The sequence below is a fragment of the Streptomyces sp. NPDC045968 genome, assembly GCF_056430475.1.
Genome location: NZ_JBWKLF010000001.1, coordinates 502,904 through 515,953, shown reverse-complemented (window position 1 = coordinate 515,953; position 13,050 = coordinate 502,904). Strand labels below are relative to the sequence as shown.

Annotated in this window: 12 protein-coding genes and 2 tRNA genes; 2 read left to right on the top strand and 12 right to left on the bottom strand. The window is 70.7% G+C overall.

The genetic code is table 11. The features are described from left to right. Positions 1 to 30: 30 nt before the first annotated feature. The 3 genes from AC07FA_RS02125 to leuS form a co-directional block, all read right to left on the bottom strand. Positions 31 to 876 (bottom strand): DegV family protein, encoded by an 846-nt coding sequence (locus tag AC07FA_RS02125; protein WP_479072753.1) that lies wholly within the window; start codon positions 874 to 876, stop codon positions 31 to 33. Between the two features lie 48 nt (positions 877 to 924). Continuing rightward, positions 925 to 1,692: a hypothetical protein gene (locus AC07FA_RS02120; protein ID WP_479072752.1), complete on the bottom strand. Its 768-nt coding sequence runs from the start codon at positions 1,690 to 1,692 to the stop codon at positions 925 to 927. 124 nt (positions 1,693 to 1,816) lie between these two features. After that, positions 1,817 to 4,690 (bottom strand): leucine--tRNA ligase, encoded by a 2,874-nt coding sequence (leuS, locus tag AC07FA_RS02115; RefSeq protein WP_479072751.1) that lies wholly within the window; start codon positions 4,688 to 4,690, stop codon positions 1,817 to 1,819. Positions 4,691 to 5,120: 430 nt separating this feature from the next. Between leuS and AC07FA_RS02110 the strand changes: the two genes are divergently transcribed. Together AC07FA_RS02110 and AC07FA_RS02105 are read left to right on the top strand one after the other, a co-directional pair. Continuing rightward, positions 5,121 to 6,512: a ferric reductase-like transmembrane domain-containing protein gene (locus AC07FA_RS02110; protein ID WP_479072750.1), complete on the top strand. Its 1,392-nt coding sequence runs from the start codon at positions 5,121 to 5,123 to the stop codon at positions 6,510 to 6,512. Further along, positions 6,509 to 8,083, top strand: coding sequence for a ferredoxin (locus AC07FA_RS02105; protein ID WP_479072749.1), 1,575 nt, complete (start codon positions 6,509 to 6,511; stop codon positions 8,081 to 8,083). The genes AC07FA_RS02110 and AC07FA_RS02105 overlap by 4 nt, the downstream gene beginning before the upstream one ends. A gap of 53 nt (positions 8,084 to 8,136) precedes the next feature. On the opposite strand, the gene AC07FA_RS02100 is transcribed toward AC07FA_RS02105, so the two are convergent. From AC07FA_RS02100 to AC07FA_RS02060, 9 genes are all read right to left on the bottom strand, one after another. Continuing rightward, positions 8,137 to 8,209 (bottom strand) — tRNA-Ala (locus AC07FA_RS02100). 108 nt (positions 8,210 to 8,317) lie between these two features. After that, a complete protein-coding gene (locus tag AC07FA_RS02095; protein ID WP_073216832.1) occupies positions 8,318 to 8,551 on the bottom strand; it encodes a hypothetical protein in 234 nt (77 codons plus the stop codon). 254 nt (positions 8,552 to 8,805) lie between these two features. Beyond that, a tRNA-Ala gene (locus tag AC07FA_RS02090) sits at positions 8,806 to 8,878 on the bottom strand. Between the two features lie 115 nt (positions 8,879 to 8,993). Next, a complete protein-coding gene (locus tag AC07FA_RS02085; protein ID WP_479073420.1) occupies positions 8,994 to 9,647 on the bottom strand; it encodes a histidine phosphatase family protein in 654 nt (217 codons plus the stop codon). Beyond that, positions 9,644 to 10,075 (bottom strand): ribosome silencing factor, encoded by a 432-nt coding sequence (gene rsfS / locus AC07FA_RS02080; RefSeq protein WP_383790451.1) that lies wholly within the window; start codon positions 10,073 to 10,075, stop codon positions 9,644 to 9,646. Before rsfS ends, AC07FA_RS02085 begins: the two co-directional genes overlap by 4 nt. Before the next feature lie 90 nt (positions 10,076 to 10,165). After that, positions 10,166 to 11,899 carry an LCP family protein gene (locus AC07FA_RS02075; protein WP_479072748.1) on the bottom strand — a complete coding sequence of 578 codons (1,734 nt, stop codon included), beginning with the start codon at positions 11,897 to 11,899 and terminating at the stop codon, positions 10,166 to 10,168. Positions 11,900 to 11,918: 19 nt separating this feature from the next. Then, entirely contained in the window at positions 11,919 to 12,536 is a 618-nt protein-coding gene (gene nadD / locus AC07FA_RS02070; RefSeq protein ID WP_328910116.1) for a nicotinate-nucleotide adenylyltransferase, read from the bottom strand. 38 nt (positions 12,537 to 12,574) lie between these two features. Then, entirely contained in the window at positions 12,575 to 12,739 is a 165-nt protein-coding gene (locus AC07FA_RS02065) for a hypothetical protein (protein ID WP_479072747.1), read from the bottom strand. An 84-nt stretch (positions 12,740 to 12,823) separates the two neighbouring features. After that, positions 12,824 to 12,976, bottom strand: coding sequence for a hypothetical protein (locus AC07FA_RS02060; protein WP_479072746.1), 153 nt, complete (start codon positions 12,974 to 12,976; stop codon positions 12,824 to 12,826). Positions 12,977 to 13,050 lie beyond the last annotated feature (74 nt).

The following is a 13,050-nucleotide window of genomic DNA, read 5'->3' as shown; positions in this document are numbered from 1 at the left end:
GATCAACACGGCGAAAGCACCGCGACGAGATCAGCGCGGCGAGATCACCGCACCGAGCAGCCCCGGCCCGGTGTGCGCCCCGATCACCGCACCCACCTCGCTGACATGCAGGTCCACCAGGCCCGGCACCCGCTCACGCAGCCGCTCGGCCAGCCGTTCCGCCCGGTCAGGAGCGGTCAGATGATGCACGGCGATGTCCACGGCACCCGCACCCGCCCGCTCCACCACGAGCTCCTCCAGCCGGGCGATCGCCTTCGAGGCCGTCCGTACCTTCTCCAGCAGCTCGATCCGGCCGCCGTCCAGCTGAAGCAGCGGCTTCACGGCGAGCGCTGACCCCAGCAGCGCCTGCGCGGCGCCGATGCGACCGCCCCGGCGCAGGTAGTCCAGCGTGTCGACATAGAAATAAGCGGATGTGGCCGCCGCACGCTTCTCCGCGGCGACGACCGCCTCGTCCAGGCTGCCGCCGGCCTCAGCGGTTTCCGCCGCGGAGAGCGCGCAGAACCCCAGGGCCATGGCGACCATGCCGGTGTCCACCACCCGTACGGGCACGGGCGCGCCCTTGGAGGCCAGCAGCGCGGAGTCGTACGTCCCCGAGATCTCCGCCGACAGGTGCAGAGAGACGACGGCCGTCGCGCCGGCCTCGGCCGCCGCGCGGTACGCGGCGGCGAACACCTCGGGACTGGGCCGGGACGTCGTCACGGAGTGGCGCTTCTGCAGCGCGGCGGCCAGCGAGCGGGCCGAGATCTCCGTGCCCTCCTCCAGAGCCCGGTCCCCCAGGACGACGGTCAGCGGCACCGTGGTGATGCCGTGCCGTTCCATCATCTCGGGCGGCAGGTAGGCCGTTGAATCGGTGACGATCGCGACATGGCGGGACATGAGCCGGAGGTTACCTTCCGGGGTGGGGGTACAGCAGCCCGGCCCCGTTCAGTTGGTCGTTTCCGGCCTGGCCGACTTCTGCCACGGGTAGCCGGTCGCACGCCTCGGGTCCGCGGCCGTGATCGCCTGCGGCGCGCCACCCCCGGTCCTGCCGGCCTCACCGGCCCCACCGCCCGCACCCGCCCTACCCGTCGGGCCGGGCCGGCCATCGCGGTGCTGGTCAGGCCCCTGTGCCCGCGTCGGCGTCTGCTTCTGCGCGTGCGTCTGCACCGGCGGCTCCTCCACCGTCCAGTGCCGCAGCGCCCCCGCCTCCACGTCGATCTGCGCGTTCAGTGCTTCCAAGTCGTCGTCGGCGAACTGCCTGGCCCGGTCGCGCGCCGCCCAGCGCAGAGACTCCGCCGAGTGCGTGATCCGTTCGGTGCGTTCCTTCAGGCCCGGCAGCAGCGAAGCCACCGTCGCCCGGTCCGGTTCGCGCTCCAGCCGCTTCAGCTCGTCGTCCAGTTCACGGCCGTGCACACTCAGCCGCTCGAACAGCCCCAGCGACTCCGAGAGGGAGGCGTCCTCCGCCACCCCCGCGTGCAGCGCGTCCTGAGTGGCCCGCATCGACGTACGCAGCGTGAGCCGCAGCTGTGCCAGCTCACCCGGCTGCCCGTAGCTCTTGGCCCGCAGCGTGGTCTCCTCCACGGTGCGGCGCGCCTGTGTGATCGTGCGGTCCACCCCGCGCCGCGCGGCGCCGACGACCTTGATGCCCGCGTACACGCCCAACGCCACGAACGCGACGAAGAGCAGCGCCAGAATCGTGATCACGACTTCCATGAGCGCCCCTCGATGTCCGATTCGGCTGCCGGTGTGCCGGTCGCCGCTTCTACCGTAAACGGAACAGGCAGGCCAGGGGTTCCAATGGAACCCCCAACCTGCCCGTAGGGGAAAGCCCCGACCGTCACGCAGGGACGATGTTGACCAGCTTCGGCGCGCGCACGATCACCTTGCGGATGCCCGCCCCGCCCAGTGCCGCGACGACGCCTTCGTCGGCCAGCGCCAGCGCTTCCAGTTCCTCGTCCGTGATCGACGGCGAGACCTCCAGGCGCGCCCTGACCTTGCCCTTGATCTGCACGACGCAGGTCACGGTCTCGTCCACGACGTACGCCGGGTCCGCGACCGGGAAGTCCTGGTGCACGACGGACTCCGTGTGGCCCAGCCTGCGCCACAGCTCCTCCGCGACGTGCGGCGCCAGCGGCGCCACCAGCAGCACCAGCGACTCGGCGACGGAACGCGACAGCGGACCGCCGGCCTTGGTCAGGTGGTTGTTCAGCTCGGTGACCTTGGCGATGGCGGTGTTGAACCGCATGCCCGCCATGTCCTGACCGACCCCGTCGATGGCCTTGTGCAGGGCCCTCAGCGTGTCCTCGCCCGGCTCCGTGTCCACGACGGTGACCTCGCCGGTCTCCTCGTCCACGATGTTGCGCCACAGGCGCTGCAGCAGGCGGTACTGGCCGACCACGGCACGCGTGTCCCACGGTCGCGAGACGTCCAGGGGACCCATCGCCATCTCGTACAGACGCAGCGTGTCCGCTCCGTACTCGCCGCAGATCTCGTCGGGCGTCACGGCGTTCTTCAGGGACTTGCCCATCTTGCCCAGGACGCGGCTGACCTTCTCACCCTGGTAGTAGTACGCCCCGTCGCGCTCCTCGACCTCGGCCGCCGGGACCGCGATCCCACGGCTGTCGCGGTAGACGAACGCCTGGATCATGCCCTGGTTGTACAGCTTGTGGAACGGCTCGGCGGACGAGATGTGCCCCAGGTCGTGCAGCACCTTGGACCAGAAGCGGGCGTACAGCAGGTGCAGCACGGCGTGCTCGGCGCCGCCGACGTACAGGTCGACGCCGCCGGTCGGCTGGCCCTCGCGCGGGCCCATCCAGTACTGCTCGATCGCGGGGTCGACCAGCTTCTCGCCGTTGTTCGGGTCCAGGTAACGCAGCTCGTACCAGCAGGAGCCCGCCCAGTTGGGCATGGTGTTGGTCTCGCGGCGGTACTTCTTCGGGCCGTTGCCGTCGCCCAGGTCCAGGGTGACGTTGACCCAGTCGGCGTTGCGGGACAGCGGGGTCTCGGGCTGGGTGTCGGCGTCCTCCGGGTCGAAGGTGCGCGGCGAGTAGTCCTCGACCTCCGGCAGCTCCAGGGGCAGCATCGACTCGGGCAGCGGGTGGGCGATGCCCTCCTCGTCGTACACGATCGGGAAGGGCTCGCCCCAGTAGCGCTGGCGGCTGAACAGCCAGTCGCGCAGCCGGAAGTTCACGGTGCCCTCGCCGACGCCGTGCTCCTTCAGCCACTCGGTGATCCTCGCCTTGGCGTCGACCACGCCCAGGCCGTCCAGCGAGATCTCGTCGTTCGCCGAGTTGACCAGCTTCGCCTCGTACGAGGAGAAGGCGTCGTCCCACGTAGTGGTGTCCGTGCCGCGGTCGTCCGAGGGCTCGACGACACAGCGCATCGGCAGCTCGAAGGCGCGCGCGAAGGCGAAGTCGCGCGCGTCGTGCGCCGGTACGGCCATGATCGCGCCGGTGCCGTAGCCCATCAGGACGTAGTCGGCGATGAAGACGGGCACCTTTTCGCCGCTGACCGGGTTGGTCGCGTAGGCGCCGGTGAAGACGCCGGTCTTGTCCTTGGCCTCGGCCTGCCGCTCCACGTCCGACTTGGCGGCGGCCTGCTTGCGGTACGCGGTGACGGCCTCGGCCGGGTTCGCGTGGCCCCCGGTCCACACCGGGTGCGTGCCCTCGGGCCACGCGGCCGGGATGATCCGCTCGATCAGCTCGTGCTCGGGCGCCAGCACCATGTAGGTCGCACCGAACAGCGTGTCCTGGCGGGTGGTGAACACGGTGACGGCACCGGCTCCGTCGACCGGGAAGTCGACCCGCGCACCCTCCGAGCGGCCGATCCAGTTGCGCTGCTGCAGCTTGATGGCCTCGGGCCAGTCCAGCCCGTCCAGGTCGTCCAGCAGCCGGTCGGCGTAGGCGGTGATGCGCATGTTCCACTGGCGCAGCTTCGCCTTGAAGACCGGGAAGTTGCCGCGCTCGGAGCGGCCGTCCGCCGTGACCTCTTCGTTGGCCAGTACGGTGCCCAGTCCCGGAGACCAGTTGACGGGCGCGTCCGAGGCGTACGCCAGGCGGTAGTCGCCCAGGACGTCGGCGCGCTCGGCGGCGCTCAGCGCACTCCAGTCACGCCCGTCCGGCGTGGCACGCGAACCGCTCTCGAACTGCGCGACCAGCTCGGCGATCGGGCGGGCCCTGCCGGCCTCGGTGTCGTACCAGGAGTTGAAGATCTGCAGGAAGATCCACTGCGTCCACTTGTAGTACTCCGCCTCGATCGTCGCGAACGAACGGCGGTTGTCGTGCCCCAGGCCCAGCCTGCGCAGCTGGACCTTCATGTTCTCCATGTTGGCCTCGGTGGAGGCCCGCGGGTGCGTCCCGGTCTGCACGGCGTACTGCTCCGCGGGCAGGCCGAAGGCGTCGAAGCCCAGGGTGTGCAGGACGTTGTGGCCGGTCATGCGCTGGTGGCGGGCGTAGACATCGGTGGCGATGTAACCCAGCGGGTGACCCACGTGCAGACCCGCACCCGAGGGGTACGGGAACATGTCCATGATGAACTTCTTCGGCCTGGCGACCAGGTCCGCATCGCCCGCCAGGTCACCGGTCGGGTTCGGCGCCTCGTACGTCCCCTCGGCGTCCCAGAAGTCCTGCCAGCGTGCCTCGATGTCGGCGGCCATCGCCGCCGTGTAGCGGTGCGGCGCAGCCGTCTCGGCTGCGGTATTCGTCTCGCTCATGATCCTCAAAGCTCCATCGATCGTCATCTGCCGGCGCCCACGTCTACGGACACACGTCTACGGAAACGAAAAATCCCCTCGCACAGGAGGGGACGCCGCGCCGATTCCGACCAGGCATTCTCACCGGTCGGGAGTGATCAGCGCGGCTCGCTAAGCAGAAGGCGTACGGCACGCATGGCGTCAGGGTACCGCACGGCGCCGGAACCCGGCCGGGGGTCGCCGGCCCCTGGACGGCGCGTGCGGACGGAACGTCCGGGAAGCGGGGGTTACTCCGCGTACCGACCTCTATCGGGGCAACCGCGCAATCCCCGTACTGGCTGGTATGGAGCGACTTAGCATGCCGCAACGGGACCGCATTGCCGAACCATTCGGAGTCGCCCCAATGAACCCTCATCGCAAGATCCGCTCATCCCCCACCATGAGCCCCGGTATGAGCCGGCCCATGCAGGGCGGACTGGCCGTCGCCCTGCTGGTTCTCATCCCGCTGCTCGCCGTCGCAGGGAGCGACGACTTGCGCGCCGCGCTCGACTTCACCACCGGCGTCCTTTCCCTGGTGTCGCTCACCGCGACCGTCGCCTGGGGCCTGCTGGCAACCGACCGGCTGTTCCTCTCCACCCGCCAGCGGCTGCTCGCCCAGGGCATCCACCGGGCCACCGCCGTGGCCTCGCTCGGCTTCCTCCTGCTGCACGTCACCGTGAAAGTGGCGCTCGGTCATGTGGCGCTCATCGGCGCCCTCATACCCTTCGGCCTCGGCGTACGCGGCACAGCCGGCCTCATCGGCTTCGGCTCGCTGGCGGGTCTCCTGATGATCGTCACCGCCGCGACCGGCGCCCTGCGCAGCGCCTTCGCCCACCCGTCCCCCGTCACCACCGTGCTGGGGAGTTCGCTGCGCTCCCCCCTCGCCGGAGGCCGGTTCGCGAGCCGCTGGCGCGCCCTGCACGGGCTGGCCTACCCCGCGTGGTGCTCGGCACTGATCCACGGCCTGTACGCCGGCCGGGCCGCCGCGACCTGGGTCGTCGTGATGTACGGCCTGTGCCTGCTCGCGGTGGCCGCAGCGCTGTGCCTGCGGCTGCTCCCGCAGCCCGAGAAGCGCCGGATCGCCGCCCGGATCACCTCGCTGATCAGCCCCGACACGGTGCCGGCCGAGCTGGTCCCGGACGGGCCCGCCGCCCCGCCGCCCCCCGCTTACGAACCGTTCGAGGCGGCGTGGGCCGGCCCCGACCGGGAGGTGCGGGGCGCTCCCATCCGCCCCCGGACCCTCGCGGCACCCTCCCCGCCGCTGTACGAGGCCCCGCCGCGCAGCTCCGAGCGGCTCGGCGGGGGTCCTGCGGCTACGGGGGCGCCGCCCAGGGGGGCCGGGATCGCAGCCGGCTACCGGGCCGTCTCCCTCTCCGCGGACCCGCCCCCGGCGCAGCCGGGCGGCCGCTGGCCCACCCCGTCCCCCGCACCGCCCGCACAGGCGGCCCGGACCCCGCAGGACCCAGGGCACGGCCACCCCGCCCCGCACGACCCCGGCCACGCCTACGCCCCCGCGCAGGAAGGCCCCTACAACGCCTCCCCGCACACCGCGCCCCCGTACGACGCCACCCCGCACCCCGCCGCCCCGTACGACACCACCCCGGGCAGCGCTCCCCCGTACGACACCGCCCCGTACAGCACTCCCCCGTACCCGGCCTCCCCGTACGCCCCCGCGTCCGAGGCGCCGACCGGCCCGCTCCCCGCCGTCGGCGAAACCGCTCACCTCGCCGGGCCACCGCCGGGGCCGCTCTATCCGCCACCCGCCGGTGAACCCTGGCACGCACCCGCTGGAGACCGACCGTGAACGTCCCCCTCCCCGATGTCCCCGAAGTACGCGTCGTCGGCCTTCCCCAGCTGACCAGCGGCTTCGACCTGGTGGAGCGACTGGACCTCTCCATGCACCTGAAGGTGCACGGACCGCTCGAACCGATGACCGGCGAGCGCCTCGCCGAGCTGGCCGAGGCCATCTCCCTGTGCGGCCGCGGCGGGGCAGGCTTCCCGTTCGGGAGGAAGCTGCGCGCGGTCGCGAAGGCGTCCATCCGGCGCGGGGTCCGGCCGGTCGTCGTGATCAACGGAAGCGAGGGCGAGCCCGCCTGCCGCAAGGACACCGTCCTGCTCAACCGCGCCCCGCACCTCATCCTGGACGGCGCCCTGCTGGCCGCCGAGGCCCTCGGTGCCCGCACGCTGATCGTCGCCGTCACCCGTAACTCGACGGAGATATCCGTCCGGGCGGCCCTGGCCGAGCGCGGACTGTCCGACAGGCGCGGGCAGCCGCTGCGCGCCCGGGTGGTGCGCACCCCGGAACGGATGGTCTCGGGCGAGGCTTCGGCGGTCATCCGGGCGGCGAGCGGTGGCCCCGCGCTGCCGCCGGGCCGCCGGGAGCGGGCCGCCGAGTCCGGCGTCGGCGGCGCCCCGACGCTGCTGTCCAACGCGGAGACGTACGCCCAGCTCGCCGTCGCCGCCCGGCTCGGTCCCCGCCGCTACGGGCACACCGGCCTGGCCGACGAGCCCGGCACTGTCCTGCTCACCGTCTCCGGTTCCGTATCGCGCCCCATGGTCATCGAGGTGCCGACCGGCGTACCCCTGCGGTACGTCCTTCAGCTGGCCGGCGCGCCGCCGCTGCCCCAGGGCGTGCTGACCGGCGGCTATCACGGCAACTGGATCGACGCCGAGGCCGCGCACGACGCCGTCGTCTCCGTCAGGTCCCTCGCCGCTGTGGGCGGGGCGCTCGGGGCAGGCGCCATCCTGCCGATCGCGCCCGGGACCTGTCCGCTCGGGGAGTCGCTGCGCATCGCGAACTGGCTGGCCGCGGAGACCGCCGGCCAGTGCGGGCCGTGCAAGCTCGGGCTCCCCGCCGCCGCCGGCGGCCTCTCCGACGTACTGAACGGCGGCGGGCCCGCGGCGCTGGAGGCGCTGCGCGAGGTGACCCAGGCGGTGAAGGGCCGGGGGGCGTGCAAGCACCCGGACGGGTCGGCGCGTTTCCTGTCCTCGACGCTGTCCGCGTTCACCGACGACCTCGCCGCGCATGTCCTGGGCGGCGGCTGCGGCCGGGACACCCTCGGGGTGCTACCCCTGCCCGCACCCGGCTACCAGGACCTGGAGGAATCCATTCCGAGCGGCGGGAGACTGGAGGTCGACTGGACGCTCTGTCAGGGCCACGGCCTGTGCGCCGACATCGTGCCCGAGCTGATCAGACTGGGCCCCGACGGCTATCCGGCGCTCGCGGACGCCGCTGTCCCGATGCATCTGCGAGGGCGCGCCCAGCGGGCCGTACGGCGCTGCCCGGCACTGGCGCTCCGTATCGAGCAGGCACCGGCGGAACGTCCCGCACTGCCGAGCGCCGACCGCAAGGCCCTGGGCAGCGGACGCAGTTGAACGTGAACGACGAAGAGCGGGTCATCCGATTCGGATGACCCGCTCTTTCACTGTGGAGCTAAGGAGAATTGAACTCCTGACCTCCTGCATGCCATGCAGGCGCTCTACCAACTGAGCTATAGCCCCTCGCTGCTTGCCGCCCGGTTTCCCTTGGCGACATCGAGAACATTACACGGTCCCCCCGGTGCTCCACCAAATCGTTTCCGATCTGGACCGGTTTGCCCGAATTGCCGGTCAGGCGGTGGCGAAGGAGTAGAACCGCTTGAGGGTGCAGTGCTCCTCCAGGAGCCTCCCGTAGATCGGCTCCCCCTCCAGCTCCCGGTAGGTCTCGATGGGGTCGCCTTTTATGATCAGCGCCCGCGCGCACTCCTCGCACCAGTACTGGTACTCCGGGTTGACCGGGTCCATGTCCCTGACGATGGGCGTACCGCTGCCGCACCAGTCGCACTTACGCCTGTGTGCACCCATCAGTCAGCTCCAGCCGTGGCCGCGGGCCGTGCACACGCAGGGCACCCCGCCGCCGTCACCCAGGACCTGGGCCACGTGGGGCGAACCGCAGAACGGACGCGACTCGCAGGCATCGCGCTCCCTCCCGATCGGTCCGTCGCCCCCTCCGGCGCTCCGATTCTGCCATGGCACCGCAAGGGGGTCAGCCCGCCGTGGAGGAGGCCCTTCCGGGCAACGAAAAGATCCCGCCCCCAGTGGGGACGGGATCTTGATTGTGGAGCTAAGGAGAATTGAACTCCTGACCTCCTGCATGCCATGCAGGCGCTCTACCAACTGAGCTATAGCCCCGCTGTCCGCTTTGTTTCCCGCGTTTCCGCGCTGCGAACAAGAAGAACTTTAGCCTGCGACCAGCCAGAAAGTGAAATCCGGCCGACGTCGCCCGGAGGTGGCCTCCGGGCAGCCGTCAGTCGTCGTCGCCCAGCACCGGTTCCGGCAGGGTCCCCGCGTTGTGTTCGAGCAGACGCCAGCCGCGCGCGCCCTCGCCGAGGACGGACCAGCAGCAGTTGGACAGGCCGCCGAGTCCTTCCCAGTGGTGCGCTTCCAGGCCGAGCAGACGGCCGATGGTCGTCCGGATCGTGCCGCCGTGGCTGGCCACGACGAGCGTGCCGCCGTCGGGCAGCTTGTCGGCGTGCCCGAGCACCACGGGGGCGGCCCGGTCGGCGACCTCGGTCTCCAGCTCTCCGCCGCCCCGGCGCACGGGCTCGCCGCGCTTCCAGGCGGCGTACTGCCCGGCGTACCGCTCGACGATCTCCTCGTGCGTGAGCCCCTGCCAGGCGCCCGCGTACGTCTCCCGCAGGCCGCCGTCGTGCGCGACCGGCAGGCCGGTGACCGCGGCGAGCTCAGCCGCTGTGGCCGATGCCCTCCGCAGGTCCGAGGCGACGATGGCGTCCGGCTTCAGCGAGGCGAGCAGCCGGGCGGCCCGACGGGCCTGCCCGATGCCCTCTTCGGTCAGCTCGATGTCCGTGGAGCCCTGAAAACGCCGCTCCAGATTCCACGCCGTCTGGCCGTGACGCCAGAGGACGATCCTGCGGCCCCTGCCGCTGCTGCTGCCGTTCAGTGCTGTTCACCTTCCGGGACACCGTTGAGCTGGGCGTGCTCGGCCGCCTTGCCGCGGGTCTTGAGCGCGTCCTCGGGGAGACCGATCTCGGGGCAGTCCTTCCACAGGCGTTCGAGCGCGTAGAAGACACGCTCCTCGCTGTGCTGGACGTGGATGACGATGTCGACGTAGTCGAGGAGGATCCAGCGGGCGTCGCGGTCTCCCTCGCGGCGCACCGGCTTGGCACCGAGCTCCTTCTGCAGCCGCTCCTCGATCTCGTCGACGATCGACTTGACCTGGCGGTCGTTGGGGGCCGAGGCCAGCAGGAAGGCGTCGGTGATCGACAGCACGTCGCTGACGTCGTAGGCGATGATGTCGTGCGCGAGCCGGTCGGCGGCCGCCTGAGCGGCGGCGTTGATGAGCTCGATGGAGCGGTCCGTGGCGGTCACATGCAGGCTTTCGTCGGCGGTCAGATCAACCTCTAGGGTCTCACGGACCGCCGACAGCCCCTACGACGATCGTTCGATGGCGTCGTTTCGCTATCCGAGCCGGTAATTCTGGCCGAGCACGACGGACACATCGGCGTTCGCGGCGGGCTCGCCCTTCTGTACCGAGCTCGCCGGAAGTCCGAGCGTCTTGGCGACCTCCACCGCCCTGGCCTTGTCCTCGGGTGACCGATAGAGCACCGCGGACGAAGCCACCGGATCGCTCTTCCCGCCGCCGACGACGGCATAGCCACCGTTGACCAGCTGCACGCGGGCCTTGGCGGGAGCGTCCGGGTTCCCGGTGGCGTTCTTGATGCCCACCCGGATGGCCGCGTCCTTGGCCGGCGCCTTCACCGTCCCGCCGAGCACGTCCTTGACCACACTGGCCGTGGCCTTGTCCGTGAGCGTGCCGTCGGGCTGGACCGGCAGCAGCGCCGTCTTGTAGTCGCCGACCTTGGCGCGCCCGGCGAGCTTCGCGAGGGATGCTCCGAGATCCCGCGCGGGCAGCGACGGGTCGAGGATCTGGCCCAGCGTCTCCACGGTGACCGTCGCGGCCTTGGGGTCCTCCGACAGCTTCCGCAGGACACTGCGCATGACCTGGCCGAACCGGAGCAGTTGCTTCGCCTCGGGCTCGTCCGGACCACGGTAGGTGGCGTACGCGACGGCCATCTGGCCGCTCAGCGTCTGTGCCTCGCCCTTGCGCACCAGCGGCGACGCGCCCTTCCGGGCGTCGGGCACATCGGTATCGGTGTCGACCTCGATGTTGCCGACCAGCTCGACGAGATTTTCCAGGTACGGGGTGTCGAGCCGCCAGGTACCGCTGATGCTGGTGCCCAGCAAGGTGTCGATCGACTCGCTCGTGGCGGTGGACCCGTCGTCGTCGACGGACTTGCCGAGCGTGGTGGTCTCGCCGTCGTCGTTGGCGACGGCGAGCGAGTTCGGCAGGAGCACGGTGGTGCCCTGCTTGGTCGTCACGTTGTCGACCAGCAGCGCCGTGGAGGTGCCGCCCTGCTTGGTGTTGTGGAGGTGGAGCACGATGACGTCCCGCTGCTGCGCGCCCGCCTCGGTGGTCCTCCGCTCGTCCTGTCCGGAGAGACCGGGGATGTTGTCGGTGGCCCAGAGGTAACCGGCGCCGCCGATCACCACGAGCACCGCGACGACGATCAGGGCGACGATCCGGTTGCGGCCGCGGCGCCGTGCCTCTTCGCGCCGCTCGCTGCGGCTCTCGGTGAACTTCAGCCAGTCGATGACGTCTTCGGAGTCCTCGTCGGGCTCCTCGATGAACGAGAACTGTTCGGTGCGGTAGTCGGGAGCGGCGCGGCGCTGTCCGGGGACGACCGGTTCCGGGTCGGGTTCGATCGGCCGCTCGGGCTCCGGCGGGGCCACTGCCGGAGCGGTGCCCTGCTGGGACATGCTCCACTGCTGGGTGGTGTCGGCCGCCGCGGGCTGCTGACCGCCCTGGTCGTAGCCGTAGTCGCCGTAGCCGCTGTCGTAGCCGTACCCCTGGGGCTGCGAGGGCTGCCCGGGCTGGTGCTGCGGAGCGGTCTGCGGCTGCTGGGGAGCGTAGGGGTCGTACTGCTGGGGCTGCTGCGCGTACGGGTCGTATCCGTAACCCTGGTCGCCGCCCTGGGGCTGCTGGGGCTGCTGGTTCTGTTCCGCGTACGGGTCGTACGGCTCCTGCGCCTGCTGCTGTCCCTGCTGCTGATACACCGGCTGCCCGTACGCGTCGTAGCCGACGATCTGCGGCTGCTGGTAGTACGGGTCGTACGGGTTCTGTCGGTCGTTCACCGGTGCCCCTCTCCGTGGCTCATTCGCCGCGGTACAGCTGGCGCTTGTCGATGTACCGGACCACTCCGTCCGGCACCAAATACCAGACCGGGTCCCCCTGCGCGACTCTCGCGCGGCAGTCCGTGGACGAGATGGCCAGCGCCGGAACCTCCACGAGGGAGACGCCGCCCTCGGGCAGTCCGTCGTCCGTGAGCACATGCCCCGGGCGGGTCACTCCGATGAAATGGGAGAGCGAGAACAGCTCCTCCGCATCCCGCCAGGTGAGGATCTGGGAAAGCGCGTCGGCGCCGGTGATGAAGAAGAGGTCCGCGTCGCCGTGGATCGCGCGCAGGTCCCGCAGCGTATCGATGGTGTACGTCGGTCCGCCCCGGTCGATCTCCAGGCGGCTCACGGAGAACTGCGGGTTCGAGGCCGTGGCGATGACCGTCATCAGATAGCGGTCCTCGGCCGGCGAGACCTGCTTGTGGCTCTTCTGCCAAGGCTGCCCGGTCGGGACGAAGATGACCTCGTCGAGGTGGAACTGGGCGGCCACTTCACTGGCCGCCACCAGGTGTCCATGATGGATCGGGTCAAACGTCCCGCCCATCACGCCGAGTCGGCGTTTGCCGCGGCCGGTAGGCACTTCCTGCTCTCCCATGCGTGCAGACCCTACTGGCACGGCCGTACGCCTCTGTCTCAGCGGTCGCGGTTGAAGCGGGTGGTGATCCACAGCAGGAGCAGCAGCGCGAGGAGCGCACCACCGCCGGTGAGGTACGGGTTGAGGCTTTCGTGGTTACCACCGGACTCGCCGCCTTCGGAGGCGAGAGTGACCAGCTGGTGCGCGGTGCTCGTGAGGCTCATCTTCGGCGGGACCTTTTCGTCGGGAGTCGGAAGGAAGACGTCGCCGACATCGTATGCGGGCGCCTCGGGCACGCTCACGCCGACTCAGTCGTTGGTGTCGTCGTTGCCGTATCCACGCAGCAGGAACCAGGCGAGCAGGGCAGCGCCGACGATCGAGGCGAGCAGCACGATCCGCAGCGTGTCGCCCGGCCCCTGTTCCTCGGACGCGGCGGCGAGCAGTGCGACGGTGTACGGCATTTCGGGCGCTCCTCAAAGTTATCCACAGCCCCCCGCACACCGTAGCGCCAGCACCTACGCTGGGATTTGTCAGG

Bases quoted from the DNA above. Each gene is read 5' to 3' on its own strand.
- AC07FA_RS02095 (WP_073216832.1), bottom strand. From the start codon at position 8,551: ATGGGTGCACACAGGCGTAAGTGCGACTGGTGCGGCAGCGGTACGCCC.
- nadD (WP_328910116.1), bottom strand. From the start codon at position 12,536: ATGGGAGAGCAGGAAGTGCCTACCGGCCGCGGCAAACGCCGACTCGGC.
- AC07FA_RS02065 (WP_479072747.1), bottom strand. From the start codon at position 12,739: ATGAGCCTCACGAGCACCGCGCACCAGCTGGTCACTCTCGCCTCCGAA.
- AC07FA_RS02120 (WP_479072752.1), bottom strand. From the start codon at position 1,692: ATGGAAGTCGTGATCACGATTCTGGCGCTGCTCTTCGTCGCGTTCGTG.
- leuS (WP_479072751.1), bottom strand. From the start codon at position 4,690: ATGAGCGAGACGAATACCGCAGCCGAGACGGCTGCGCCGCACCGCTAC.
- AC07FA_RS02060 (WP_479072746.1), bottom strand. From the start codon at position 12,976: ATGCCGTACACCGTCGCACTGCTCGCCGCCGCGTCCGAGGAACAGGGG.
- AC07FA_RS02125 (WP_479072753.1), bottom strand. From the start codon at position 876: ATGTCCCGCCATGTCGCGATCGTCACCGATTCAACGGCCTACCTGCCG.
- AC07FA_RS02110 (WP_479072750.1), top strand. From the start codon at position 5,121: ATGAGCCGGCCCATGCAGGGCGGACTGGCCGTCGCCCTGCTGGTTCTC.